22 protein-coding genes and 1 tRNA gene are annotated in these 24,262 nt (G+C 74.0%); 8 read left to right on the top strand and 15 right to left on the bottom strand.

Annotated elements, in window-relative coordinates:
- Nucleotides 1-39: 39 nt before the first annotated feature.
- Entirely contained in the window at nucleotides 40-909 is an 870-nt protein-coding gene (locus tag ACFU5J_RS17075; RefSeq protein WP_430577050.1) for a Bax inhibitor-1/YccA family protein, read from the bottom strand.
- A 120-nt stretch (nucleotides 910-1,029) separates the two neighbouring features.
- Nucleotides 1,030-1,851 (bottom strand): inositol monophosphatase family protein, encoded by an 822-nt coding sequence (locus tag ACFU5J_RS17070; RefSeq protein WP_430579531.1) that lies wholly within the window; start codon nucleotides 1,849-1,851, stop codon nucleotides 1,030-1,032.
- A 129-nt stretch (nucleotides 1,852-1,980) separates the two neighbouring features.
- On the opposite strand from ACFU5J_RS17070, the gene ACFU5J_RS17065 reads away from it, so the two are divergent.
- Both ACFU5J_RS17065 and ACFU5J_RS17060 read left to right on the top strand, forming a co-directional pair.
- Entirely contained in the window at nucleotides 1,981-2,922 is a 942-nt protein-coding gene (locus ACFU5J_RS17065) for an ABC transporter ATP-binding protein (RefSeq protein WP_430579530.1), read from the top strand.
- The gene (locus ACFU5J_RS17060; protein WP_430577047.1) at nucleotides 2,919-3,791 is read left to right on the top strand and encodes an ABC transporter permease subunit; all 873 of its coding nucleotides are present in this window, start codon (nucleotides 2,919-2,921) and stop codon (nucleotides 3,789-3,791) included. The genes ACFU5J_RS17065 and ACFU5J_RS17060 overlap by 4 nt, the downstream gene beginning before the upstream one ends.
- A 70-nt stretch (nucleotides 3,792-3,861) precedes the next feature.
- Here the strand turns inward: ACFU5J_RS17060 and ACFU5J_RS17055 are convergent, their stop codons facing one another.
- The gene (locus ACFU5J_RS17055) at nucleotides 3,862-7,233 is read right to left on the bottom strand and encodes an efflux RND transporter permease subunit (RefSeq protein ID WP_430579529.1); all 3,372 of its coding nucleotides are present in this window, start codon (nucleotides 7,231-7,233) and stop codon (nucleotides 3,862-3,864) included.
- 192 nt (nucleotides 7,234-7,425) lie between these two features.
- A complete protein-coding gene (locus tag ACFU5J_RS17050) occupies nucleotides 7,426-8,658 on the bottom strand; it encodes an MFS transporter (RefSeq protein ID WP_430579528.1) in 1,233 nt (410 codons plus the stop codon).
- Between the two features lie 134 nt (nucleotides 8,659-8,792).
- On the opposite strand from ACFU5J_RS17050, the gene ACFU5J_RS17045 reads away from it, so the two are divergent.
- The 4 genes from ACFU5J_RS17045 to ACFU5J_RS17030 all read left to right on the top strand — a co-directional run bounded on the left by ACFU5J_RS17045 (nucleotide 8,793) and on the right by ACFU5J_RS17030 (nucleotide 13,306).
- Nucleotides 8,793-9,314, top strand: a complete 522-nt coding sequence (locus ACFU5J_RS17045) for a MarR family winged helix-turn-helix transcriptional regulator (protein ID WP_430577044.1) — start codon at nucleotides 8,793-8,795, stop codon at nucleotides 9,312-9,314.
- 153 nt (nucleotides 9,315-9,467) lie between these two features.
- Entirely contained in the window at nucleotides 9,468-11,906 is a 2,439-nt protein-coding gene (locus ACFU5J_RS17040) for a hypothetical protein (protein ID WP_430579527.1), read from the top strand.
- A 165-nt stretch (nucleotides 11,907-12,071) separates the two neighbouring features.
- Complete coding sequence (locus ACFU5J_RS17035) at nucleotides 12,072-12,695, top strand: ClpP family protease (RefSeq protein ID WP_430579526.1); 624 nt, start codon at nucleotides 12,072-12,074, stop codon at nucleotides 12,693-12,695.
- Entirely contained in the window at nucleotides 12,695-13,306 is a 612-nt protein-coding gene (locus ACFU5J_RS17030) for a ClpP family protease (protein ID WP_430579525.1), read from the top strand. The genes ACFU5J_RS17035 and ACFU5J_RS17030 overlap by 1 nt, the downstream gene beginning before the upstream one ends.
- 37 nt (nucleotides 13,307-13,343) lie before the next feature.
- Here ACFU5J_RS17030 and ACFU5J_RS17025 read toward each other — a convergent pair whose 3' ends face one another.
- The 3 genes from ACFU5J_RS17025 to ACFU5J_RS17015 are packed head-to-tail and all read right to left on the bottom strand — an operon-like array spanning nucleotide 13,344 to nucleotide 15,275.
- Nucleotides 13,344-13,913 carry a YciI family protein gene (locus tag ACFU5J_RS17025; protein ID WP_430579524.1) on the bottom strand — a complete coding sequence of 190 codons (570 nt, stop codon included), beginning with the start codon at nucleotides 13,911-13,913 and terminating at the stop codon, nucleotides 13,344-13,346.
- Between the two features lie 17 nt (nucleotides 13,914-13,930).
- Nucleotides 13,931-14,326 carry a helix-turn-helix domain-containing protein gene (locus tag ACFU5J_RS17020; RefSeq protein WP_430577039.1) on the bottom strand — a complete coding sequence of 132 codons (396 nt, stop codon included), beginning with the start codon at nucleotides 14,324-14,326 and terminating at the stop codon, nucleotides 13,931-13,933.
- A 10-nt stretch (nucleotides 14,327-14,336) separates the two neighbouring features.
- Complete coding sequence (locus ACFU5J_RS17015; RefSeq protein WP_430579523.1) at nucleotides 14,337-15,275, bottom strand: EamA family transporter; 939 nt, start codon at nucleotides 15,273-15,275, stop codon at nucleotides 14,337-14,339.
- 71 nt (nucleotides 15,276-15,346) lie between these two features.
- Between ACFU5J_RS17015 and ACFU5J_RS17010 the strand changes: the two genes are divergently transcribed.
- Entirely contained in the window at nucleotides 15,347-16,267 is a 921-nt protein-coding gene (locus tag ACFU5J_RS17010) for a LysR family transcriptional regulator (RefSeq protein ID WP_430579522.1), read from the top strand.
- A gap of 12 nt (nucleotides 16,268-16,279) precedes the next feature.
- On the opposite strand, the gene ACFU5J_RS17005 is transcribed toward ACFU5J_RS17010, so the two are convergent.
- The 7 genes from ACFU5J_RS17005 to ACFU5J_RS16975 all read right to left on the bottom strand — a co-directional run bounded on the left by ACFU5J_RS17005 (nucleotide 16,280) and on the right by ACFU5J_RS16975 (nucleotide 22,422).
- Nucleotides 16,280-16,356 (bottom strand) — tRNA-Leu (locus tag ACFU5J_RS17005).
- A gap of 73 nt (nucleotides 16,357-16,429) precedes the next feature.
- Entirely contained in the window at nucleotides 16,430-17,881 is a 1,452-nt protein-coding gene (locus tag ACFU5J_RS17000) for an NAD(P)/FAD-dependent oxidoreductase (RefSeq protein WP_430577035.1), read from the bottom strand.
- Nucleotides 17,882-17,958: 77 nt separating this feature from the next.
- On the bottom strand, nucleotides 17,959-18,921 hold the full coding sequence (locus ACFU5J_RS16995; RefSeq protein WP_430579521.1) for an exopolyphosphatase: 963 nt from the start codon (nucleotides 18,919-18,921) through the stop codon (nucleotides 17,959-17,961).
- A gap of 67 nt (nucleotides 18,922-18,988) precedes the next feature.
- Nucleotides 18,989-19,525, bottom strand: coding sequence for a DUF501 domain-containing protein (locus ACFU5J_RS16990; RefSeq protein WP_430579520.1), 537 nt, complete (start codon nucleotides 19,523-19,525; stop codon nucleotides 18,989-18,991).
- Nucleotides 19,526-19,601: 76 nt separating this feature from the next.
- Nucleotides 19,602-20,750: a galactonate dehydratase gene (gene dgoD / locus ACFU5J_RS16985; protein WP_430577030.1), complete on the bottom strand. Its 1,149-nt coding sequence runs from the start codon at nucleotides 20,748-20,750 to the stop codon at nucleotides 19,602-19,604.
- Nucleotides 20,747-21,355, bottom strand: a complete 609-nt coding sequence (locus ACFU5J_RS16980) for a 2-dehydro-3-deoxy-6-phosphogalactonate aldolase (protein WP_430579519.1) — start codon at nucleotides 21,353-21,355, stop codon at nucleotides 20,747-20,749. Before ACFU5J_RS16980 ends, dgoD begins: the two co-directional genes overlap by 4 nt.
- Nucleotides 21,352-22,422, bottom strand: coding sequence for a 2-dehydro-3-deoxygalactonokinase (locus ACFU5J_RS16975; protein ID WP_430579518.1), 1,071 nt, complete (start codon nucleotides 22,420-22,422; stop codon nucleotides 21,352-21,354). The genes ACFU5J_RS16980 and ACFU5J_RS16975 overlap by 4 nt, the downstream gene beginning before the upstream one ends.
- Nucleotides 22,423-22,490: 68 nt before the next feature.
- Here ACFU5J_RS16975 and ACFU5J_RS16970 point away from each other — a divergent pair, with 68 nt between their 5' ends.
- A complete protein-coding gene (locus ACFU5J_RS16970) occupies nucleotides 22,491-23,276 on the top strand; it encodes an IclR family transcriptional regulator (protein WP_430579517.1) in 786 nt (261 codons plus the stop codon).
- Nucleotides 23,277-23,285: 9 nt separating this feature from the next.
- On the opposite strand, the gene ACFU5J_RS16965 is transcribed toward ACFU5J_RS16970, so the two are convergent.
- A complete protein-coding gene (locus tag ACFU5J_RS16965) occupies nucleotides 23,286-24,098 on the bottom strand; it encodes a septum formation initiator family protein (RefSeq protein ID WP_430579516.1) in 813 nt (270 codons plus the stop codon).
- Nucleotides 24,099-24,262 lie beyond the last annotated feature (164 nt).

The raw sequence follows: 24,262 nt of genomic DNA, 5'->3' as shown, positions 1-24,262 counted from the left end.
CCCGCGGGGTGGCCGGCCGTCGCCGTGACGGGTCGAGCGTCAGTCGCCGCTCTGGAAGATCGCCAGCAGGCGCAGGAACTCCAGGTACAGCCAGATCAGCGTGACCAGCAGGCCGAACGCTGCGGACCACGCGAACTTGGCCGGGACACCCTGCTCCACGCCGCGCTTGATCGAGTCGAAGTCGACGATCAGCGACGCGGCGGCGAGGCCGACCGCGACGAGGCCGATGATGATTCCCAGCGTGCCGCCCCGCATGCCCCAGCCATCCAGGACGCCCGTCCAGACGAGCACCACGTTGACGAGCGAGAAGACCAGGTAGCCCACCATCGCGATGAGGAGCCAGCGCGTGAACTTCGGCGTGACGCGGACCTTGCCGGAGCGGAACAGCAGGAGAGCAGCACCGAAGGTGCAGATCGTGGCGAGCACGGCCTGACCGACCACGCCGTCGTAGAACGACTCGTAGTAGGCCGAGATGCCACCGAGGAACACGCCCTGCGCCACCGTGTACAGCATGATCAGCACGGGGCTGGGGTTGCGCTTGAACGCGTTCACCAGGCCGAGCACGAGACCGACGACCATGCCGACAGGCCACAGGTTCGGGTTCAGCGTCCAGGTGGCTGCCGCGACGACGACGAGCAGCGCGAGCAGCCCGCCCGTCTTGATCACGACGTCGTCGTAGGTGAGGCGCTTGGTGTCGGCCGTCGTCGCCGAGGGCGCCTGGTACATGTTCTCGAGCGACGCCGCGTCAGCGGCCTGCGCACCGGTCGTGCCCGCGGAACCGGCACCGTAGGCGACCTGCCCGTACTGCGGCTGGGCCGTCGCGGTGCCCCCGGGCCGGGCCCCCTGGCGCGCGCCGTTGCGGCGGGGCTCGCCGAAGACGTCGCTGTTCGAGAAGACGGGGTTGCTCATGAACTCCTCCTGGTCGCGGCTGCCGGGTGCCCGACGACGGGTCGTCGCGCGCGCAGTGCCGGGTCGCTGGCCGTGCGACTCATCGTAGGCAACGCGCGGCGCTGCTGAGACGTTCCCGGGTCAGCGGCCCGGTCCGAGGACGCCGCGCGCCGCCTCGGCGGTCGCGTCGTCGCAGCCGAACACGCCGGTTCCCGTCACGGGGTGCGGCTGCGCGTGAACACCGCCGAAGACGCCGCCCGCCTCGGAAACGATCAGCGACAGCGGCGCGTAGTCCCACACCTTGCCGCCCACCTGGACCGCGAGGTCGAGCTCGCCCGCCGCGACGAGGAGGGCCCCGTGCACGCGCCAGTCCGCGGGCTCGACCGCCGCGACCAGCCGCTCCACCTCGGGCCGGTACCGCTCCGGCACCATCGCGACCGGGGGCAGCACCGCGGTCCGGGACGCGCGGTCGGACGCCGGCGGCGGACCGACCCGCAGGGGCCGCGCGCCGGTGACGCCGCCCTCGACGACGTCCGCGACATACGCCCCCCGACCCCGTGCCGCGTACCAGACCTGTCCCTGCGCGGGCACGATCGCGACGCCGACGGTCACCTCGCCGTCCTCCTCGAGCGCGATCAGGGTCTGCCACCGGTCGTCGCCCTCGACGAACACGAGCGTCCCGTCGATGCCGTCGAGGATCCACCGGCGCCACCCGCCGCCGAGCTCCCCCGTCTCCTCGCCGAGGAAGGCGTCGTCGGGCCGCGCCGCGAGCAGCACGCCGCGCACCTGCTCCTCGACCGCGAGGTCGGCCTCGGTGACGACGGACCCGTCGAGCTTGTGCTCGCGCGCGAGCTCCTGCACGTGCGCGAAGTACCGGAGCCCCAGGTCGGCGCCGGAGAGCGCCGCCCGCAGAGCCAGGTCGAGGTCGTCCGACGGCGGGCTGGGGCGCGGTCCGGGAGGCACGGCCGCATCATGCCGCACCCGCCCGAATCACCCGCTCCCTGCCCGTGCCGCGGCCGTGACCGGCACGTAGGCTCGGGAAGGACCCGTGACCCACGACGACGGCACCCGAGACGACGATCCAGGGGCGACATGATCGAGGCACACGGCCTGACCAAGCGATACGGACCCAAGCTCGCGGTGGACGACGTGACGTTCACCGTGCAGCCGGGCACCGTGACGGGCTTCCTCGGGCCGAACGGCGCCGGCAAGTCCACCACGATGCGCATGATCATGGGCCTCGACCGGCCCACCGCGGGGACGGTCACCGTCAACGGCCGCCCGTACGCGCAGCACGCCGAGCCGCTGGCCGAGGTGGGCGCGCTGCTGGAGGCCAAGGCCGCGCACCCGGGCCGGACGGCGCGCCAGCACCTGCTGGCCCTGGCCGCCACGCACGGGATCGGCCCGGCGCGGGTGGACGAGGTCATCGAGCTCACCGGCCTCACGACGGTGGCCCGCAAGCGCGTGGGCGGCTTCTCGCTCGGCATGGGCCAGCGCCTCGGCATCGCCGTCGCGCTGCTCGGCGACCCGCGCACCCTGATCCTCGACGAGCCGGTGAACGGCCTCGACCCCGAGGGCGTGCTGTGGGTGCGCAACCTGGCCCGGTACCTGGCGTCGGAGGGCCGCACGGTCTTCCTGTCCAGCCACCTCATGAGCGAGGTGGCGCTGACGGCCGACCACGTGATCGTCATCGGCAAGGGCCGCATCCTCGCGGACACCCCGGTGCAGGACCTCGTCGACGGCGCGTCCCGCCGCACGGTGCGCGTCCGCTCCCCGCAGTCCGCCGACCTCGCCGACGCGCTGCGGCGCGAGGGCGGCGACGTCGCGCCGGGCGACGACGGTGCCTTCGAGGTCTCCGGCCTCGACGCCGCCCGGGTGGGCGAGCTGGCCGCCGCGGGCGGCGTCGTGCTGCACGAGCTGACGCCGGTGTCCTCCACGCTCGAGGAGGCCTACCTCGAGCTGACCGCCGACTCGGTCGAGTACCAGACGGAGTCCCCGGGCGGTCCCCCGACCTCGGACGGAGCGCCCCGATGAGCACCGCCACCGCGCCGGCCCGCGACACCGCGCCCGCCGTCGTCGTCCACCGCGTCACGTTCGGCCGCGTGCTGCGCGGCGAGTGGATCAAGTTCCGCACGCTGCGCTCCACGGTGTGGACCGTGGTGGTCACCGCGGTCGTCATGGTGGGGCTCGCGCTGATGATGGCCGCGATCATGCGCGTGGCGGCCCAGACGCCCGAGATGTCGGAGGGGATGTCCCAGGACCCGGGCCTGCAGGCGATCGGGCTCACCGGCACGACGATCGTGACGTTCGGCTACTCGTTCGGCGCCCTCGCCGTGGGCGTGCTGGCCACGCTCATCGTCACCAGCGAGTACTCCACGGGCACCGTGCGGTCCACGTTCGCGGCCGTGCCGCGCCGCCTTCCCGTGCTGTGGGCCAAGCTGGTCGTCATCGTGCTCACCACCGCCGTCGTGGTGACCGTCGCCCTCGCGATCGCGTACTTCTCCACGGCGCCGCTGCTCGAGGACGCCGGGATGAGCGTGGACCTGTCCGACGGCGAGCAGGTGCGGGCGCTGGCCGGCTGCGTGCTCTACCTCGCCACCGTGGCGGCGTTCTCCCTGGCCGTCGGCACCCTCATGCGGCACAGCGCGGGCGCCATCTTCACGATCGTCGCGATCTTCTTCGTGGTGCCGCTGATCTTCAACATCGTGGTCCAGGCCTCCGACGCGGCGTGGACCGACTGGGTCAACAAGCTGCTGCCGAGCGTCGCCGGCGAGCGGGTCATCTCCCGCGGCGCCCCGACGGACGTCCTGCTGGACCCGTGGGTCGGCTACGCCGTCCTCGCGGGGTACACCGTGGTGCTGCTGGTGGCCGCGGCGATCACGCTCAGGCGCCGCGACGCCTGACCCTGCCGCCCCGTCGTCGGGGGGGGGGGGGGGGGGGCGCCCCCCCCCCCCCCCCCCGCGTCCGGGAGGGTCAGGCGGGCTCGGTGCCGGCCGCACCGGCGTCGTCCGCCGCGCGGCGGGCGACGGCGGCGGCCTCCTCGGCCTTCTCCGCCTTGTCGGCCGCGCGGGCGGCGGCCTTCTCCGCCTTGCGCAGCGCGCGGGAGTCGCGCTTGACCCCGCGCCGCTCCTTGCGCCGCTCGATGAGCGTGTAGATCACCGGCACGACGAACAGCGTCAGCAGCGTGGACGACACGAGGCCGCCGATGACCACCAGCGCCAGCGGCTGGCTGATGAACGAGCCGCCGCCGGTGATCCCGACCGCCATCGGCGTGAGCGCGAAGATCGTGGCCAGGGCCGTCATGACGATCGGCCGCAACCGCTTGCGGGCGCCCTCGCGCACGGCCTCGTCCAGCGTCTTCCCGCGCTCGCGGTACTGGTTGATGAGGTCGATGAGCACGATGGCGTTCGAGACCACGATGCCGATGAGCATCAGCACGCCGATGAGGGCGGGGACGCCGAGCGGCGTGCCCGTGGCCAGCAGCGCCAGCAGCGCGCCGGTCGCCGCGAATGGCACCGACACGAGCAGGATGAGCGGCTGCACCAGCGACCCGAAGGTCGCGACCATCACCAGGTAGACGATGGCGATCGCGGCGACCAGGGCCAGGCCGAGGTCGGCGAAGGCGTCCGCCTGGTCGGCGGCGACGCCGCCCACCTCGACGGTCGCGCCCGCCGGGAGGTCCAGGCCGTCCGTGGCGGCGGTGATGTCGGCGCTCAGCGTGCCGACGTCCTGCGTCTCGGGCGTCACGGACACCGTGGCGGAGCGCTCGCCGTCGGTGCGGGAGATCGACGTGGGCACGTCCACCTTCTCGACCGTCGCGACGTCGGTGAGCGGCACCATGCCGGTGGCCGAGGGGAGCTCGAGGTCCTCGATCTCCGCCTGGGTGGCCGGGGCGTCGCCGGACCTCACGACGACGTCGGTGGGACCGTCGCCGACGTCCACCTGGCCCACCGTCTGCTCGGGGTCCATCGCCCCGGCGACGATGCCGGACACCTGGGTCTCGGTGAGGCCCAGCGCGGCCGCCTCGTCGCGGTCGACGTCCACCTGCACCACCTGCTGCGCGGCGGAGAGGTTGTTGCTCACCTCGGCCACGCCGTCCAGGCCGGACACCGCGTCGGTGACCTGCTGCGCCGCGTCCTGGAGGTTGCCCTCGTCGTGCGAGCGCACCACGAGGTCCACGGTGCTGGAGCCGAAGCCGGAGTCGCCGCCGGAGACGCTGACCCCGGTCGTGACGCCCTCGGCGAGCGGCTCGACGGCCGAGCGGATCTCGTCCTGGGCGGCGACGGCGTCGGCGTCCGGGTCGAGCGTGATCGCGAACGTGGCCTTCGGGGCCGAGCCGCCGCCCATGAACGCGGCCTGCGCGGCGTCGCCCGTGCCGACCGTGGTCTGCACGCTCTGCACCGCGTCGACGCCGTCGAGGGCGGCCTCGACGTCCTGCGCCGCGGCGTCCTGCGAGTCGAGCGACGCGCCGGGCTCGAACGTCTGCGTCACCGTGACGGTGTCCTGGCCCGAGTCGCCGATGAAGTTCGTCTCCAGGCGCGGCACCATCGCGAGCGTGCCGCCGAGGACGACGACCGCGATCACGAGCGTCACCCACGGGTGGCGCAGCGCGCCGCCGAGGCTCGGCACGTACGCCCGCTGCCACAGGCCGCGGCGCTCCTTGGCCTCGGCGGCCTCGCGCACGCGCTCGGCCTCCTCGGGCGAGGCGGGCACGGCGGGCGTCTTGACGAACCAGTACGCCAGGACGGGGACGATCGTGAGGGCCACGACCAGCGACGAGAGCATCGCGATGGTGACCGTCATGGCGAACGGGCGGAACAGCTCGCCCACCATGCCGCTGACGAACGCGATCGGCGCGAACACCGCGACGGTGCAGATGGTCGACGCCGCGATGGCGCCGCCCACCTCGCGCACCGCGGTGAGGATGGCGGCCTTCTTCTCCTCGCCGTACGACAGGTGTCTCTTGATGTTCTCGATGACGACGATCGCGTCGTCCACGACGCGGCCGATCGAGATGGTCAGGGCGCCCAGCGTGAGGATGTTGAGCGTGTAGCCCGTGAGGTTCATGACCACGAACGTGGCCGCGAGCGACAGCGGGATCGACACGGCCGACACCAGCGTGGACCGTACCGACATGAGGAAGACGAGGATCACGAGGACGGCGAACACGAGGCCCAGCCCGCCCTCGGTCGCGAGCCCGTGGATGGACTCCTCGATGAACGGGGCCTGGTCGAAGACGACCGCCGTGGTGACGCCCGCGTCCGCGAGCTCCGGCTTCAGGTCGTCCAGCGCGTCCTGGATGGCGTGGGAGACGTCGACGGTGTTGCCGTCCGGCGTCTTGGTGATGGCGATGCCCAGCGACGGCTCGCCGTCGAGGCGGGAGTGGGAGGTGGCGTCGACCGGGACCACCTTGACCGTGGCGACGTCGGAGAGCACGACGGGCTGCGGCGCCTGCGGCGTCCGGCTGGCGGCCGGGTCGGTCTGGCCGGTGGCGTCGGCCGCCGGCGGGGCGCCCGTGCCGTCGCCGGTCTCGCCCGTGGTGCCGCCCGTGGCGTCGCCGGTGCTCGACGCGCCGGCCGCGGCCGCGGCGTCGGGGGTCACGACCAGCGGCAGCGCCTTGAGCTCCTTGACGCTGTCGATGCTGGATCCCGCCTGCACGGAGTAGGTGACGTCGTCGTCGGTGATGGTGCCCGCGGGCAGGACGACGCCGTTGTCCTTGAGCACGGACGCCACGTCGTCGGTGGTGAGGCCGGCCTTGGCCAGCTTCTTCGTGTCCACGTCGACGAGCACCTGGTCGGTCTCGCCGCCGGTCACGGCCACGGAGCGCACGTCGTCGACGTCCTCCAGGGCTGGCACGACGACCGTCTCCACGGTGTCCGCCAGCGCGGCGGCGTCCACGGAGCCGTCGGCGCCCGCGGCGGCGAGCTGGATCACCGGGAGGTCGTCGAGCGATCCGGTGATCACCTGCGGCTCGACGTCCTCCGGCAGCTGCGACTGGGTGCGGGTGATCGCGGTCTGCAGGCGCTGCGTGGCGGCGTCCATGTCGGTGCCGTAGGTGAACTGCACCGTCGTGACGGAGCTGCCCGTCGACGCCGTCGAGCCGATCGACTCGATCCCCTCGACGGACTGCGCGGCGGCCTCGAGCGGCTCGGTGACGCGCTCCTCGACCACCTGGGGCGACGCGCCGGGGTACACGGCGACGACGGCTCCGGCGGGGAGCTCGAGGGACGGGATGAGCTCCTGCTTGAGGGAGCCCAGGCTCAGCACCCCGAAGACGAGGATCGCGACGGTCGCGAGGGCGACGACGGCGCGGTTCGCCAGGGACAGGCGGGCAAGTCGGAACACGCTCACTCCAGACGGGCGGTCGGCAGGTCGGGCACGACTCCGCTGTCGTGACGCACGGGCTGAACGGACGATACGCGCCCATGGTTCCCCGGGGCATCGTCCGAAAGTCGGACAGGCGCCGGGCAGAGGATCCGCCCGGCGCCTGTCGTGGTGTCCTGCGCGGCCCGGGGCCGCGACGTCACCGTGCGGAGGTCACAGCTCCGACATGGCCTCCTCGGGCGTGCCCTCGACGGCGGCCGCCGCCTTGTTCCAGCGCGACCACAGGACGCGCTCGCCGAGCTGGCCGGCCATCTTGTGCGCCGTGAGCAGGAAGACGACCACGCCGACGGCGAGCACCCCGACTCCCACCCAGTACGGGGCGGAGGCGCCCACGGGGTGCAGCAGCCCGGCGATCACCGGGGCCGGGGCGGCGAAGCCCCAGCGCACGAGGTTGAACGCGCCGGTCGTGACGCGACGGTCCGGGTCGCCGAGCGCGAGGGACAGGTCGGTGAGGATCGCGTTGGCGATGCCCATTAACACGCCCGCGACGACGAGGACGACGATCGACGCCGCCGTCGGGAGGCCGAGGGCCAGCAGCAGCGTCATGACGAGGACGCCCGCGACGGCGATGCCGAGGGTCTGCACGGCGCCGATCGTGTGGGCCAGCTTGTGCCCGACGACGAGGATGCCGAACGCGAGGCCCAGGCCCCACGCGGTGAAGACGAGACCCAGCGGGATGACGTCGAGCCCGAGGAAGATCGGCGTGTAGCCGAGGATGATGAAGAAGACGAAGTTGTACGTGGCGGTGACGACGGCGAGCGCGAGGAACGCGGGCTTGCGGAACAGCGAGAAGACCTGGCCCACGTGGAGCGGCGCCGGCTTCTCGGCCGGGTCCTTGAGCTTCGTGATCGACATCGCGAGCGCGACGATCATGAACAGGCCGCAGGCGAAGAACGGCACGCGCCAGCTGATGCTGCCGAGGAGGCCGCCGATGAGCGGGCCGACGGCGAACCCGAGGCCCACGCAGGTCTCGAAGATGCCGACCACCCACTCGCGGTCGTTGGCGAGCGAGACCAGCAGCACCATCGCGGTGGCGAAGAACATCGCGTTGCCGAGGCCCCAGAGGCCGCGCAGCGCGGCCAGCTGGCCGATGGACGTGCTCAGCGCGGCGAGGATCGCGGCGATCGCGACGAGGGTGACCCCCGCGCCGAGGATCTTCTTGTACCCGAACTTCCCCGTGGCCAGCACGGCCGGGATCATGCCGATCGCCATGACGGCGATGTACGCCGTGAACAGCAGCTCGATCTGCCACGTCGTGGCGCCGATGGCCTCCCCGATGACCGGGAGGATCGGGTCGACGACGGCGATGCCGGCGATCGCGAAGAACGCGGTCAGCGCGGTCGCGTAGATCGCGGTCTTGTTCGGTTCGTTGCGTGTGCCTGCCACGGACTCCTCGCTCCTGCCCCACGGACGCCCCGCGGGCCTCGTCTCCTGGTGCGGCGCCGTCATGGTCGCCGGTCGGCGCCTCCGGGGCGCCGAGATGCCTGCATCATGCAGGCAATTACCTGTAGGATACACCTATGACCGCTTCCCTGGGAAACAGTTCGACGGACGGGCACCACGATGCGGACCCGGACGACGCCACCGGCGAGGTGATCGCGCGCGTGGAGCTCGGCCTCGCCCAGCTGCTGCGCCGGGCCGAGCGGACCACCGCCGCCACGACCGTCCGCACCGGGGGCCACGACCTCGACCGGTCCGGCTACCTCCTGTTGCACGCCCTGCGCGACGGCGGCCCGCAGCACGTGCGCACCCTGGCCGACCGGCTCGGCATCGACGCGTCCACCGCGACCCGTCAGGTGGCGGCTCTCGAACGGGCCGGGCACGTGGTGCGCAGCCGTGACACCGAGGACCGCCGCGCCGTCGTCGTCACCGCGACCCCCAGCGGGCGTCGCGCCCTCGACGCGCAGCGCCGCCGCCGGGCCATCACGTACTCCACCGTCCTCGAGAGCTGGCCGGCCGAGGACCGCACCCTGCTCGCCGAGCTCGTCGAGCGCCTCAACGCCGACCTCGACGCGTACAAGCGGGACACGCCCCCGGCCTGACCTGCACCACCCGCCCTCTCCGTCGCCACGGGCAACGACTGTCACGGTCGCGCCCCCTGTCGCTCCTGGCTACCGTCGGGAACGTTGCCCGCGGCACGGCCGCCCCGGGGGACGCACCGACAGCCGCCCCGTCCCGCGTCGAAGGAGAGCGTCGTGAGCACCCCCGCCATCGAGGTCGACGAGCGAGGCCGCACGGCCGCGCACCGCAGCCGGCTGCGGCGGGTGATCGCCGCCTCCGTCGCCTCCGCGCTCGCCCTTGCGGCCTCGCTGGTGCTGATCCCTGGGCCCGAGGGCGAGTCCGCGCCGCGGTTCAACGTGCAGTGCGACGTCCTCGTCGACGGCATCGAGGGCATCGCCGACGCCGCCGAGCTGCCCGGCGGGGGCCTGCCCGACGCCTACGAAGACACCATCGACGACTACGAGTTCGACAGCCCTGGCGAAAAGCTGCGTCCCCTCGAGAAGCCCACCCAAGCGGACCTCGACGCCCTCACGGGGAGCTACGAGGACTACCCGCCCGGGACCAAGGACCACATGCTGCGCCGCTGGAAGGTCTACGAGGGGGACTACACGTGGGAGCGGTGGCGCAACACCTACATCCCTGCGATCTCCAACGACTACCGAGGCGACGGCTTCCAGAAGAACGTCGCCAAGCGCCTCAAGCTGGGAGGCGCGGACTGGATGTGCGAGGACGACAAGCTCTGGCAGGAGGAGAAGCTCGACACGCGCCGCCGGTACGACTCCGTGAACCGCACGCTCAAGATCGCCTACGAGCTCAAGTCCGGTGACTCGTCGCTCAAGATGGACCAGCTGCGCGCCGACCAGGCGCTGCGCGCCAAGGGTTGGCGGGTCGTCTACATCTTCAGCCAGGATCCGAAGCCGGGTCAGGTCAAGCTGCTGAAGCAGTTCGGCGTCGAGCACGCGAAGCTCCACTCGACGGGCGTGCCGAAGACCCCGCCCGCTCCGTCGGGCGACGCGATGGACCCCCGGTGCGGGGGGACCGCCGCGCGTGTCACGGCCCTGTCCTCGACGTGCCCCCGGCGGTCGACCGCCGGCCCCGCGAAGCAGCTCGCGAACGAGTCGGGGCGCAACGCCGCGAGCGCACGTGAAGCCCAACAGATCCGTGCCGACATCGAGCAGGACAACCGCCGACCCGGCTTCGGTTCCCGCCGACCGGGCGGCGTCGACTGGCGGTCGCTGGAGCTTCGCTACGTGTCCGACGACCCGAAGGCCGACGACTACAGCTACGCGTTCTCGGCGGACGAGCTGCCCGACGACGGCGAGGCGGAGCCGGGCTATGGCGGCGAGGCCGCGCTCGACCTCTCCTCCGACGCCCTCATGACCTGGCTCGCGCTCGACCCGAGCCAGTTCTGGGTCAACCTCAACCCGGACACGCCCGAGACGATCATCGACGAGCAGTTCGCCACCACCGACGCGGGGCGCGTGCTGCTCGAGGCCGATCTCGCGATGAAGAAGACCCTGACCGAGATCATGCGGCCGGAGACCCCGACGGGGCAGGAGTTCTGGGACACCGTCGAACGCACCGACGACGGGCTCATCTGCTGGGACTGGACCCGCGCCTGGATCGAGCCCCAGCCGGCCAAGGTCCGCGCCGACGGCGACCAGCTCTACATCCTCGACGCCCCGCTGCGGGTCCAGGTCGAGCCGATGGACATCGACTGGACGCCGCCCGACGTCGACGACCCCTGCGCGGACGCCCCCGCCGACCTCGTGAAGGCGAACACCGAGTACTACGCGGAGTACTTCGGCCCCCTGCTCGAGGAGCGTGTCAACGCGGACCCCGAGTACGCCGACATGCGCCGGGTCTACACCACCCGGGTGGCCGCCGAGTGGATCAAGGACCGCGACGCGAAGCGTCCCGGCGCCTTCCACGACGTCATCGGCTCCGGCGACGTCAGCGACTGGCCCGCTCGCACACCCTGGGACCCGCAGGTGATCTTCGACGAGCTCATGGTGCTCCTGCAGACCCCCCAGTTCCGCTACGAGTACCAGCACGGCGAGATGGACATGTGGGTCGAGGTGTTCGGGGGGATTGAGCTGCCCGACGCGCCCCGCGCCCAGACCCCGAAGGCGGAGTTCGACCGCGACCACCCGCGGCTACCGCGCACCGTCCACAGCTCCCGGTTCGAGGCGGCCAGCCTCCCGCCCGAGGTGGCCGCCCAGGGGGACGTGAGCACCCTCGCCGAGGAGACCGGCACGGCATGGCTGGGAGGCGGGACGTTCGCGGAACCCGACGAGCCCGACCCGACCGACCCGCCCGACGGCCCGGACCCGACGGAGCCGCCGGATCCGACCACGCCGCCCGGAGGCGGCAACGGCAGCGGCGGCGGCAACGGGGGCGACGGGCCCGGCAGCGACGACGGCGGCGGGACGTCCGGCCGAGGCGACGGCCCCGGTCAGGACCTCCCCGAGCCGCCGCAGGCCGACCCGCCGCAGGGTGAGCAGGCCCCGCAGCCTGGCGAGCTGGCGAGCACCGGCTTCGCCCAGGGCTGGCTGGTCCCGGCCGCGATCGTCCTCGTGCTCGCGGGGCTCGTCCTCGTGGGCGTACGGCGACGCTGGTTCCCGCGGCCCTGACCCCCGCGACGTGCATCGAGCGTGCTGACTTGATCCTCGAACGGCCCGTTTGAGGATCAAGTCAGCACGCTCGACGTCTCGGGGCGGACGACGATCTGCCATCGGCAGATGCGCTCCCGGCAGAGAACCCTCCCGCGCCGGCGGGGCGCGGGGGACGGTGGGCCCATGAGCACACCAGTCATGAGCACCCCGTCCCCGCCCCCGCCCGCCTTCGACGACCAGCTCACCGCCCGCCTGCTGCACCAGCGCATCGTGGTGATCGGCACGGAGATCGACGACGCCGTCGCGAACCGCGTCTGCGCGCAGCTCCTGCTCCTGTCGGCCGAGGACGCGCGGTCCGACGTCGCCCTCTACGTCAACTCCCCCGGCGGATCCATCAGCGCCGGCCTCGCGATCTACGACACGATGCGGCTGCTGCCCAACGATGTCGTCACCGTCTGCTTCGGCTTCGCCGCGAGCATGGGGCAGTTCCTGCTCACCACCGGCACCAAGGGCAAGCGCTACGCCCTGCCGCACGCCCGCGTGATGATGCACCAGCCGTCCGGCGGCATCGGAGGCACCGCCGTCGACATCGCCATCCAGGCGGAGAACCTCGAGCACACCAAGCGCGTCATGCACGAGCTCATCGCCGAGCACACCGGCCGCACGGTGGAGCAGATCGCCGCCGACAGCGACCGCGACCGCTGGTTCACCGCCTCCGAGGCGGTGGAGTACGGCATGGTCGACCGCATCGTCGAGCACGTCGACGACGTGCGCCCCACGGCCTCCAGCCGGAAGGCGGGCCTGTGATGAGCGGCTACACGATCCCGAACGTCGTCGAGCGCACGCCCCTGGGAGAGCGCTACTCCGACGTCTTCAGCCGGCTGCTGCGCGACCGCATCATCTTCCTCGGCACGGAGATCGACGACGGCGTGGCCAACGTCGTGATGGCGCAGCTGCTGCACCTGGAGTCCGAGGCGCCCGACCAGGAGATCGGGCTGTACATCAACTCCCCCGGCGGCTCCGCCACGGCCATGACGGCCATCTACGACACCATGCAGTACGTGCGCTGCGACGTCGCCACCACCTGCATGGGGCAGGCCGCGTCTGCCGCCGCCGTGCTCCTGGCCGCCGGGACGCCCGGCCACCGGACCGTGCTGGAGCACTCGCGCGTGCTGCTGCACCAGCCGTCCAGCCAGGGCCAGGGCACCGTGTCCGACCTCGCCATCCAGGCCCGCGAGGTGCTGCGCCTGCGCGCGGAGACGGAGGAGCTGCTCGCCCGGCACACCGGCCAGACCGTCGAGCGGCTGCGCACCGACACCGACCGCGACCTCATCCTGTCCGCCCACGAGGCCGTCGAGTACGGCGTCGCGGACGCCGTCGTCACCTCCCGCAAGGTGCCGGCGCGCGCCGCGGCCTAGCGACGGCCGGCCACGTCGAGGCGTCGGGCCGTCGACGTCACGACGCGTCCGGTCGTCCCCCGAAGCTCCAGTCGTGGACCTCGACCGCCGCGTAGTCGTCCGCGACCAGCACCCGCCGCGCCTCGGCGGCGTCGGCGGCCTCGACCAGCGCGGCCGCACCGACGACCGTGGCGCCGTCGTCGGACAGGAGCGGCCCCATCGCGACGAGTCCCGCGGCGAGGCCCCCCTGCCCGGCCGGGATGCCCGGCCCGCCCGTGCCCCGCCAGCCCAGGCCGAGGACCAGGTACCGGGGGCCGCCCTCGGGGCCGCCCGCGTACTCCCCCATGGTGCGCCCGAGCAGGTTGCGCCACCGGCGCAGCAGCACGTCCCGGTACGCGCCGGCCTGGTAGTTGGGCTCTTCGAACGCGAACGCCCGGGCGGCCTCGGGCCCGGGCAGGTCGACGACGTGCACGCTGCCGGTCAGCGTCTCGCCGCCGTCCGTCGTCGTCGGGCCGCGGGCGATCATCCCGTCCGCGAACCGGTCCATGTAGGCCAGGTGCTCGTCGTTGAGCGCCTCGCGCAGCGCGGTCGACCCGGCACGGTCCCGGTGGTAGCAGAAGAACTCCATGCCGCCCGACGGTAGCGCTAGGCGGCGAGAGCGACGACGTCCGACGTCGTCCTGGAGCGCACGTGCCGGGACGACGACGGCGAGCGGTCGCGCATCGAGGTGAGCACCCGCACGCGCTCCTGCTGCTCGGCGCTGGCGGCGAGCGCGTCGTGGGCCTGGGCGACCAGGTCGACGAGGCGGATGCCGAGCGCGGCGCAGACCGCGGCCAGCACCTCGGAGGACGCCTCCTTGCGGCCGCGCTCCACCTCGGACAGGTACGCGGTGGACATGCGCGCCGCGCCGGCCACCTCCTGGAGGGTGCGGCCCTGGCGCAGCCGGGCACGGCGCAGGATGCCGCCGACCAGATGGCGTAGCAGTGGCTCGCGCACGTGCTCCGCCTCGCCCACCGTGCCGACCCGCATGTCCGCCGTCATGCCGACGACGCTACCCGCGCCCGGCGCCCGACGGCTCCGCGAGCGGCGCGGCGGGCGGGCGTTCTGCTGACGGCAGAAGGCGGCGGGCGGCCCGCGTGCTGCCGAACAGGACCCCGCCGACGACGAGCACGGCGCCGAGGCCCTCGCCGAGCGTCACGCGCTCGCCGAGCAGCACCCAGGCCGCCGACATCCCGACCACGGGCACGAGCATCGAGAACGGGGCGACCACGCCCGCCGGGTGCCGGGCCATGAGCCAGGTCCACACCCCGGAGCCGAGCACCGTCGCGACGAGCACCGTGTACAGGAGGCCGACGACGGCGCCCACGGCCCCCGGGTCGTCCCACGACGTGAGGGAGTGCGCGATCTCGCCCGGCCCCTCGACCAGCAGCGACAGGGCGAGCATCGGGAGCGGCGGCACGACCGACATCCACAGGGTGAGGCGCAGCGGGCTCTGCGGCTTCGCCTGCCGGTTGCAGATGTTGCCGATCGCCCAGCCGAACGCGCCGGCCAGCGTGAGCAGGAAGGGCACGACGGTGGCGGTCGCGGCCTGCTGCCACGCGACCAGGGTGAGGCCGCCCACGGCCACGAGGATGCCGAGCACCTGGCGGCCGCTCACCCGCTCGCGCAGGAACGTGGCGCCGAGCAGCACGGTGAACGGGCCGGACATCTGCAGCACGAGCGACGCGAGGCCGGCGGGCATCCCGGCCGCCATGCCCCAGTACAGGAAGAGGAACTGCAGCGCGCCGAACCCGAGCCCGTAGCCGACGACCCAGCGCACCGGGACGTCCGGCCAGGGCACCAGGAACACGGTGGGCAGCGCGATGAGCGCGAACCGCAGCGCGACGAGGAACATCGGCGGGAAGTGCTGCAGCGACGCGTCGATCGCGATGAAGTTCAGGCCCCACATGAGGGCGACGAGGACGGCGAGCAGCCGGTGGCGGGCGGGCATGCGCCCAGCCTCGCCCGGGTGACGTTGAAGGACAAGCGAAAGTTGCTTCACGCTGTCTGTAGTCTGCCTTCATGGACGTCCGGCACCTGGAGCTGCTGCGCGAGCTCGCCGAGCGGGGCAGCGTCACCGCGGTGGCCCGCGCCACCCACCGCACGCCGTCCGCCGTGTCCCAGCAGCTGCGCACCGCCCAGCGCGAGCTGCGCACCCCGCTCGTCGAGCCCTCCGGCCGAGGGCTCCGCCTCACCGAGGCGGGCCGGCTGCTCGCCGAGGGCGGGGCCTCCGTCGCCGCCACCCTCGCGCAGGTACAGGCCCGCTGGGACGAGTACCAGGGCGAGCCGTCGGGCACGGTCACCGTGGCGGCGCTGGCCAGCGCCGCCATGTTCCTGCTCCCCCGCGTCATGGCCGACCTCGAGGGCACGGCCATCACGCTGCGCTGCGTCGACGTCGACATCGCGGAGGCCGAGTACGGCCCGCTCACCGCCGACCACGACGTCGTCGTCGCGCACTCCCTCACCAGCGTCCGGCCGGCCGGCGCGGACGGCCTCACCGTGGTGCCGCTCGCGCGCGAGCCCCTCGACATCGCGATGGCCACCGGGCACCCGCTCGCCCGCCTGCCGCACGTGCGCCCCCAGGACCTCGTCGACCAGGACTGGATCGGCGTGCCCCTCGGCTACCCCTTCGACAGCGTGCGCCTCGCCGTCGAGCAGGCCACCGGCGCCGAGCTGCGCGTCACGCAGCGGCTGCGCGACAACCGCCTCATCGAGGCGCTCGTCGCCTCCGGCCGCCAGGTCGCCGTGCTGCCGCGCTTCACCACGCCCACCGGTGCCGGCCTCGTGCTGCGCGAGCTGGCCGGCATCGCCTCCGCCCGGCACGTCTCCGCCGTGCTGCGCCCGGACCACGCCGAGCGCCTCGCCGTGCGCCGCGTCGTCGACGCGTTCCGGCGGGCCGGCGCCGACGTCGCGACGGCCATGACCGGCGACGCCGCCGTCTGACAGCCGTGCTGATGGTGCCCCCGCCCGGGTTCGAACCGGGACTGTGCCGGGTTTAAGCCGGCCGCCTCTGCCAATTGGGCTACGGGGGCGAGAACGACGGAACGGGCGCCAGGCCGACCTGCGAGAGGTCGGCCCGACGCCCGTTCACCGTACCGGGGAAGGTCAGCCCTTCTCGGCGCGCGCGGCCGACGACTCGGCCTTCTGCTCCACCTTCTGGCCCGGCTGCTTCGGCGGCACGGACGCCTTGCGGAACTCGTCGCGCGGGTCGTGCAGCGAGCCGAGGGAGACGATCTCGCGGCCCATGAGGAACTGGCCGATCCAGCCGATGAGGATGCGGATCTTGCGGTTGCCGGTCGGCATCGCCATGACGTGGTAGCCGCGGTGCGCGAGCCACGCGAGCGGGCCGCGCAGCTTGAGGAAGCCGAACAGCTCCGCGACGCCCTTGTACAGACCGAGCGAGGCGACGACGCCGACGCTCTTGTGCGCGTAGTCCTCGGGCTGCTCGCCCTTGAGGACGGCGACCATGTTGTCGGCGAGCTTCGTGGCCTCGCGGATCGCGTGCTGCGCGTTCGGCGGGCAGAACTGACCCGGGTTCAGCACGTCGGGCACGGCGGCGCAGTCGCCCGCGGACCATGCGTCGGGGACGACCTCGCCGTCCTCGGTCGCGACCTGCAGCGTCGGCTTGACGATGACGCGGCCCAGCTTGTCGAACGGGAGGTCCGAGTCCTCCTTGATGACCGGGTTCGCCTTGACGCCCGCGGTCCACACGATCGTCTCGGTGTCGAACTCGACGCCCGTCGAGGTGACGACGTGGCCGTCCACGCACGACGACAGGAACGTGCTCAGGTGGAACTCGATACCGCGCTTCTTCATCTCGTCGAGCGCCCACAGGCCCATCGGCTCGGAGACCTCGGGGAGGATGCGGTTCGAGCCCTCGATCATGACGAAGCGCAGGTCGTCGACGTCGATCGTCGGGTAGTTGCGGGTGGCGTAGCGCGCCATGTCCTCGATCTCGGCGAGGGCCTCGATGCCCGCGAAGCCGCCGCCGACGAACGTGAACGTGAGCATGCGCTTGCGCGCCTCCGCGTCCCACGTGGAGGACGCGACGTCCATGCGGTTGAGCACGTGGTTGCGGACCGCGATGGCCTCCTCCACGTTCTTGAAGCCGATCGCGTTCTCCGCGAGGCCCGGGATGGGCAGCGTGCGGGAGACGGAGCCGAGGCCGACGACGAGCTGGTCGTAGGAGACCTCGTAGTCCGGCCCCTCCTCGGGGTGGATCGTGACCTTGTGGTCGCCGTGGTCGATGCGGGTGACCTTGCCCTGCAGCACGTCGATGCCCTTGAGCGCCTTGCGGTGCGGGGCCACGACGTCGCGGGCGTCGATCGAGCCGGCGCCCGCCTCGGGCAGGAAGGGCGCGTACGTCATGTACGGACGCGGGTCGACGACGACGATCGCCGCGTCCTTCTTCCCGAGCTTGCGGCGCAGACGACGCGCCGCGTAGAGGCCGACGGAACCACCGCCGAGGACGACGATGCGGGGAACCTTACGGGGCCGCGGCGCCGCTGCGGGCGCGTCCTGGACAGAGGTGTCCGACGACAGAACGTTCTGAGGCATGAACACCATTCTACGACCGCCCCGGAGCCCTGCAGTCGGTCCGTCCACCCTGCGGCCCCCGGCTGCTCCGTCGCTGGTCAGGCGAGCGAGAGGGCGATGCCGTCGAGGATGTCGCTCTCGCTGGTCACGACGTCGGTCAGCGTGCCGCCCGCGGCGGCGACGTCGTCGCGCACGCGGCGCACGACCTCCGACCAGACCAGCGCGCCGGCGCCGATGACGTCCGCGCGGCCGGGGTGCATGAAGCCGAGCGCGAGGCGCTCGGCGCGGCTGCGGTGCAGCAGGTCGTCGCAGGCGGCGAGCACCTGGTCGACGCCGAGGACGGCGCCGTGCACGCGCTCGCGCCGGTACTCCGGCAGCTCGAGGGCGTGCGCGGTGACGGAGGTGACCGAGCCGGCGAGGCCGACCAGCGTGGTGGTGCGGCCGAACGGGACCGTCCGCGCGGCCTCGTCGAGCGCGGCGCGCACGTCGGCCCGCGCGGCGTCCACCTCGCCCGGCGTGGGCGGGTCGGAGTGCAGGTGCCGCTCCGTCATGCGCACCGAGCCGACGTCCATGGACAGCGCCGCCTCCGGCGTCGTCGTGCCGAGCACCAGCTCGGTCGAGCCGCCGCCGAGGTCCACGACGAGGTACGGGCCGGGGTGGTCGCCGGACACGCCCGCCGTCGCGCCGCGGAACGACAGCTCCGCCTCCTCGCGCCCCGAGGCCACCTCGGGGTCGACGCCGAGGGCCGCGCGCACGCCGTCGAAGAACTCCTGCCGGTTGCGCGCGTCGCGCGTGGCCGACGTGGCGACGAAGCGGACCCGCGTGGCGCCCGCGTCCGCGATCACCGCGGCGTAGTCGCGCGACGCCTCGAGCGTGCGCGCCAGCGCCTCGGGGGCGAGCTCGCCGGTGCGGTCGACGCCCTGACCGAGGCGCACGATGCGCAGCTGACGGTCGACCTCGGTGAGGGTGCCGTCGGGGGCGACGTCGGCGACGAGGAGGCGGATCGAGTTGGTGCCGCAGTCGATGGCGGCGACCCGGGTGGTCGTGGAGCGTTCGGTCACGGGCGACACCTTCTCATTCACCACCGACGCCGCGCCTGCCGTGCGCGGCCCGTGTGACGAAGGCCCGTCAGCAGGAGCAGCGGTCCGGGCGCCACTGGTCGCGGACCAGGGCGAGGGCCTCGTCGCCGAGCGGGTTGACGCCCGGGCCGGCGGCCAGGGCATGGCCCATCAGCACGTGGATGCACTTGACGCGCGTGGGCATCCCGCCCGCCGAGATGCCCTCGATCTCCTCGACCCGGCCGAGCTCCGCGCGCTGCGCGAGGTAGTGCTCGTGCGCGCGCCGGTAGGCGGCCGCGAGCTCCTCGTCCTCGCCGAGACGCTCGGTCATCTCCTTCATCACGCCGTCCGCCTCCAGCCGCGACGCGGCCGCGACGGCGCCCGGGTGGGTGAGGTAGTAGGTCGTGGGGAACGGCGTGCCGTCGGGCAGGCGCGGCGCGGTCCGCACGACCAGCGGGCGGCCGCACACGCACCGCGCGGCGATGCCGACGACGCCGCGCGGCGTGCGCCCGAGCTGCTCGGCGAGCACCTCGAGGTCACGGTCGGTGACGGCGTCCTGGTCGGTGGCGAGCCGTTCGTCGGTGGGCGTTGCGGGCTGGTCGGTCACGGTGTCCTCGGTGGCGTTCGCGGGCGGGGCAGCCCTCATTCTCTCCCGGGACCGGGGATGCCGTGGCGCCGGCGGCTCACCACTCGGCCACCGAGCCGTCGGCGTGCCGCCACACGGGGTTGCGCCACCGGTGCCCGACGGCCGCGCGCTCGCGCACGTAGTCCTCGTCCACCTCGATGCCCAGGCCGGGGCCGCGCGGGATCTCGACCATCCCGTCGGCGTACGCGAAGACGGACGGGTCGACCACGTAGTCGAGCAGGTCGTTGCCGGTGTTGTAGTGGATGCCGAGGCTCTGCTCCTGGATGACCGCGTTGTACGCGACGGCGTCGAGCTGCAGGCACGCGGCGAGCGCGACCGGGCCCAGCGGGCAGTGGGGGGCCACGGCGATGTCGTACGCCTCCGCCATCGCCGCGATCTTGCGGACCTCGGTGATGCCGCCGGCGTGCGACAGGTCGGGCTGGATCACGTCGACGACGCCCGAGGTGATGACGTCCTTGAAGTCCCACCGCGAGTAGAGCCGCTCCCCCAGCGCGATCGGGGTGGTCGACGCGCGCAGCACGTCCGCGATCCCGTCGACGTGCTCCGACAGCACCGGCTCCTCGACGAACATCAGGTGGTAGGGCGCCAGCGCCTCCAGCAGGACGCGCGCCATCGGGCGGTGCACGCGGCCGTGCAGGTCGACGCCGATGCCGACGTCGGGCCCGACGGCCTCGCGCACGGCCGCGACGTTCGCCACCACCCGCTCGACCTTGTCGCGGGTGTCGAGGTACTGGAGCTCCTCCGGCCCGTTCATCTTCACGGCGGTGAACCCACGGGCCACGGCCTCGCGGGCCGCCTCCGCCGTGGCCGCGGGGCGGTCGCCGCCGATCCACGAGTAGACCTTGATCCGGTCGCGCACGCGCCCGCCCAGCAGCTCGTGCACGGGGGCGTCGTGCGCCTTGCCGGTGATGTCCCACAGCGCCTGGTCGATGCCCGCGAGCGCGCTCATGTGGATGCCGCCGCCGCGGTAGAAGCCGCCCCGGTACAGCACGGTCCAGTGCTCCTCGACGCGGCGCGGGTCCTTGCCGACCAGGTAGTCGGCCAGCTCCTCGACGGCGGCCGCGACGGTCGCCGCGCGGCCCTCGAGGACGGGCTCGCCCCAGCCGACGATCCCCGCGTCCGTCTCGATCTTGAGGAGCAGCCAGCGGGGCGGGACGGCGTACGTCGTCAGCGACGTGATCTTCACGGGTTCCTCCACTCGTGCACGAGCGCGGCGGCCCGCGCTCCGACCTCGGCCGCGGCGTCTCCGGGCCGGTACAGGGACGTGCCGACGCCCGCGCCGTCCGCGCCGGCGCGGGCCCACGCGGCGAGGGTCGTCAGGTCGACGCCGCCGACCGGCACGAGGCGCGTGCCCGCGGGCAGCACGCTCGCCCACGCGCGCAGCCCGGGTACGCCGACGGCGGTGGCCGGGAAGACCTTCACGCCCGTGGCCCCGGCGTCCAGCGCGGCGAACGCCTCGGTGGGCGTCGCCGCCCCCGGGTAGCTCTCCAGGCCGAGCCGGACGGTCTCGGCGACGACGTCGGGCCGGGTGTTCGGGGACACGACGAGCGAGGCCCCGGCGTCGGCGGCGCGCCGCACGTCGTCGGGGGTGAGGACGGTCCCCGCGCCCACCCGGGCGTCGGGGCCGGCCGCGGCGCGCACGCGCCGCACCGACTCCAGCGGGTCCGGCGAGTTGAGCGGCACCTCGACGGCGTCGAAGCCCGCCCCCACGGCGGCGAGGGCCACGGCCGCCGCCTCCGCGGGCGTGACCCCGCGCAGGATGGCGACCAGGCCGGTGGCGGGCGGTGTCATGGGCGGACCTCCGTGGTCGGCGTCGCGGCGGGCGTGGTGGCAGGTGCTGCGGTGCGCGGCGCGGCGGTCGCGGCGACGAGGCCGGCGCCCGCGGCGACGCGCCACAGGCCGCGGCGGGCCAGGTCGTCCCCCAGGGGGCGCGCGGCCGCGCCGTGCCGGACCAGCGCGCGCCGGTACCGCAGGGCGAGGGCGCCCTCTCCCCCGACCGCGACCTCGCTGGCGGGGGCCGAGCGCAGCGCGTGCCGCACCTCCGAGCCCACGAGCAGGCCGGAGACGTAGTCGGCCACGTCGCCCGGCGCGAGGCGGCCCGCCTGCGCCAGCGTGCGGCCCGTGAAGAGCAGCGTCAGCAGGCCCCGGTCGTCGCCGTGCTCGGCCTCGGCGTCGAGGCCGCGGTCGAAGGCGGGCGACGGCTCCGGCCCCGGACCGCCGTCGGCCAGCCGGGCGAGGACGCTGTCGCGCAGCAGGAGGGCGAACACCTCGCCCGTCATGGCGGTGGAGAAGCCGGCGACGCGGCCGCCGTCCAGCCGCACCCACTTCGCGTGCGTGCCGGGCAGCACCACCTGCGCGGGGAGGGCGGCGCCGTCCGGCGACGCCGCGAGCGCGCCCAGGAGCTGCACCTCCTCGCCCCGCAGCACGTCCGGGTCCGGGCCTGGTCCGCGACGCCCCGGCACGCGCAGCCCGGGCACGAGGTGCACGACGCCGCCCGCCGCGGGTGCGTCGGTGGGCGCGGCCGTCAGGTGGTGGGCCAGCCGGTCGAGGCCGACGGGCACGTCGAGGTAGCCGGCGTCCGCCCAGCCGTGGTCGCTGCCCGCCATGCCCGCGACCACCACGGGCAGCCCGGGGCGGCGGGCGAGCCAGGCCCCGCACCGCGCGACGAAGGTCCGCGCGAACGCGGCGGAGCGGTCGGCGGCCGTGGCCGCGCCCGCGGAGGTGCGCAGCGAGCCGTCGGCCGAGCGGACCTCGTCGAGCACGCCGCCGGCGTCGTCCAGGAGCCAGGCGCGGAAGGCCGACGTGCCCCAGTCGACGGCGACCAGCGCGGCGTCGCGGTGGGGGGCGGTATCGGGCATGGCCGGGACGCTAGGTCCGCCGCCGCGGAACCGGGCAGCTTTCCCGATAATCGGGATAGCCTCGCCCCGTGACGACGCGACCGGTGCCCGCCCCGCCAGGCACGCAGACCCTGGCGCGCGGGCTGGCCGTCGTCGACGCCGTCGCCCGGGGGCACGACCGGCTCCGTGACGTGGTCGCCGAGACCGGCGTCGGGCGCAGCACCACCCACCGGCTGCTGCAGCTGCTGGTCGCGGCCGGGTACCTGCGGCGGCTCGACGACCGGTACGCGCTCGGCCCCGCGCTCATCGAGCTGGGCTACCAGGCGCTCCAGGAGAACCCCGTCGCGGCGGTCGCCGCCGCGCCCCTGCGCGCGCTGCACGCGCGGGTGTCCGACACCGTGCACCTCGCCGTCGAGGACCGCGGGCAGGTGCTCTACCTCGACAAGATCCCCGGCACCCGCGGGGAGCCGACGCGCTCCCGGACCGGCCACCGGATGCCCCTGACCCGCACCGGTATCGGCAAGGCGCTGCTGCTCGACCGGCCCGACCGCTGGCGCGGCCAGTTCCTCGCGGAGCGCCGGGTGGGCGCCACCGCCGGCGAGCCGGAGGCGGAGGTCCTCACCGCCGACCAGTTCGTCGCCGTCATGACGGCGTCCGCGCGCCGCGGCGTGGCGCTCGACCTGGAGGAGAACGAGCCCGGCGTGCTGTGCGTCGCCGCCCCGGTGCGCGACGCGGGCGGCGCCATCGTGGCCGCGATCAGCGTCTCCGCGCGGCGCCCGGCCATGCCGCCGGCGCGGGTCGAGGCGCTCGCGCCCGTGGTGCTCGACGCCGCCGCGAGCATCGGCGCCGGGCTCGGGTTCGACCCCGCCCGCTGACGGTCCGGGTCAGCCGTCCCCGGACGACGACGGGCTCGGCGTGCTCTCCGGCGTCCCGCCGGCGCCCTCGCCCGTACCCGCCGGCCCGTCGGCGACCTGCACCGACTCCCACACCGACTGGTACCAGGGCACGGTCGGGCCGCGCGTCGTGCCGACCGGCCCGGAGCTCACGGCCTCGCCCGTCACGGGGTCGACGTCGTCGCCGCCCGCCGCGTCCGGGTCCACCACGCGCCACACCTTGTCCGACGGCATGACGAAGCTGAGCCGCGACCGCGCCTGCTCCTCGACGTACGACCGGTCGTCCCAGCGGCCGAGCTCCACGTCCAGGCGGTCCCGCTCGGCCTGGTTCGACGAGAGCTCCGTGCGCAGCCGGTCCAGCTCGTGCGACTGCTGCACCGCGCCCCGCACCGTCGGCAGCAGCAGCACCACCGCGAGGAGCACCACCACCGACAGCACGATGAGCCGGACGGTGAGCACCTCGGGCAGCACCAGCCCGTAGCGGCTGCGGCGCCGGTCCTCGCGCGCCGGGCCCGCCGGGCGGCGCGAGCCCCTCCGGCCCGCCGAGCCCTTCGCCGTCGTCCGCCCCGTGCCCGACGCCTTCGTGCCGGCCTTCGACCCGGACCTGGACCCCGCGCCCTTCGCCCCGCCCTTCGCCCCGGCCTTCGCTCCCGACGACTTCGAGGCCGACGACTGGGGTCGGGCCGACGGCGGCGCGCCGACCGAGCCGTTCGCCGTCGTCGTGGGCCGCGCGGAGCCGCGCGCGCCCGAGGGCCGCGACGCCGGGCGGCGGGCGGCGGGAGAGGTCGGGCGACGTGCAGGCACGCCCCGATTCTGCCGATCCGCACCGCCGCGACCGGGGACCGTCGTCGGCGCGCCCGCCAGCTCCGGCATCGAGCGTGGGGGCGTTTTACAACGACGGGCCGGGTGTGGGTAACAAGTACACGCGCGTGGGGGAGGGCGGGGCGAGGACGGGCGGCCGCCCCCCG

This window comes from Isoptericola sp. NPDC057559 (assembly GCF_042801555.1).
Lineage (GTDB): Bacteria > Actinomycetota > Actinomycetes > Actinomycetales > Cellulomonadaceae > Isoptericola.
This window is presented reverse-complemented; position numbering and strand designations above follow the sequence as displayed.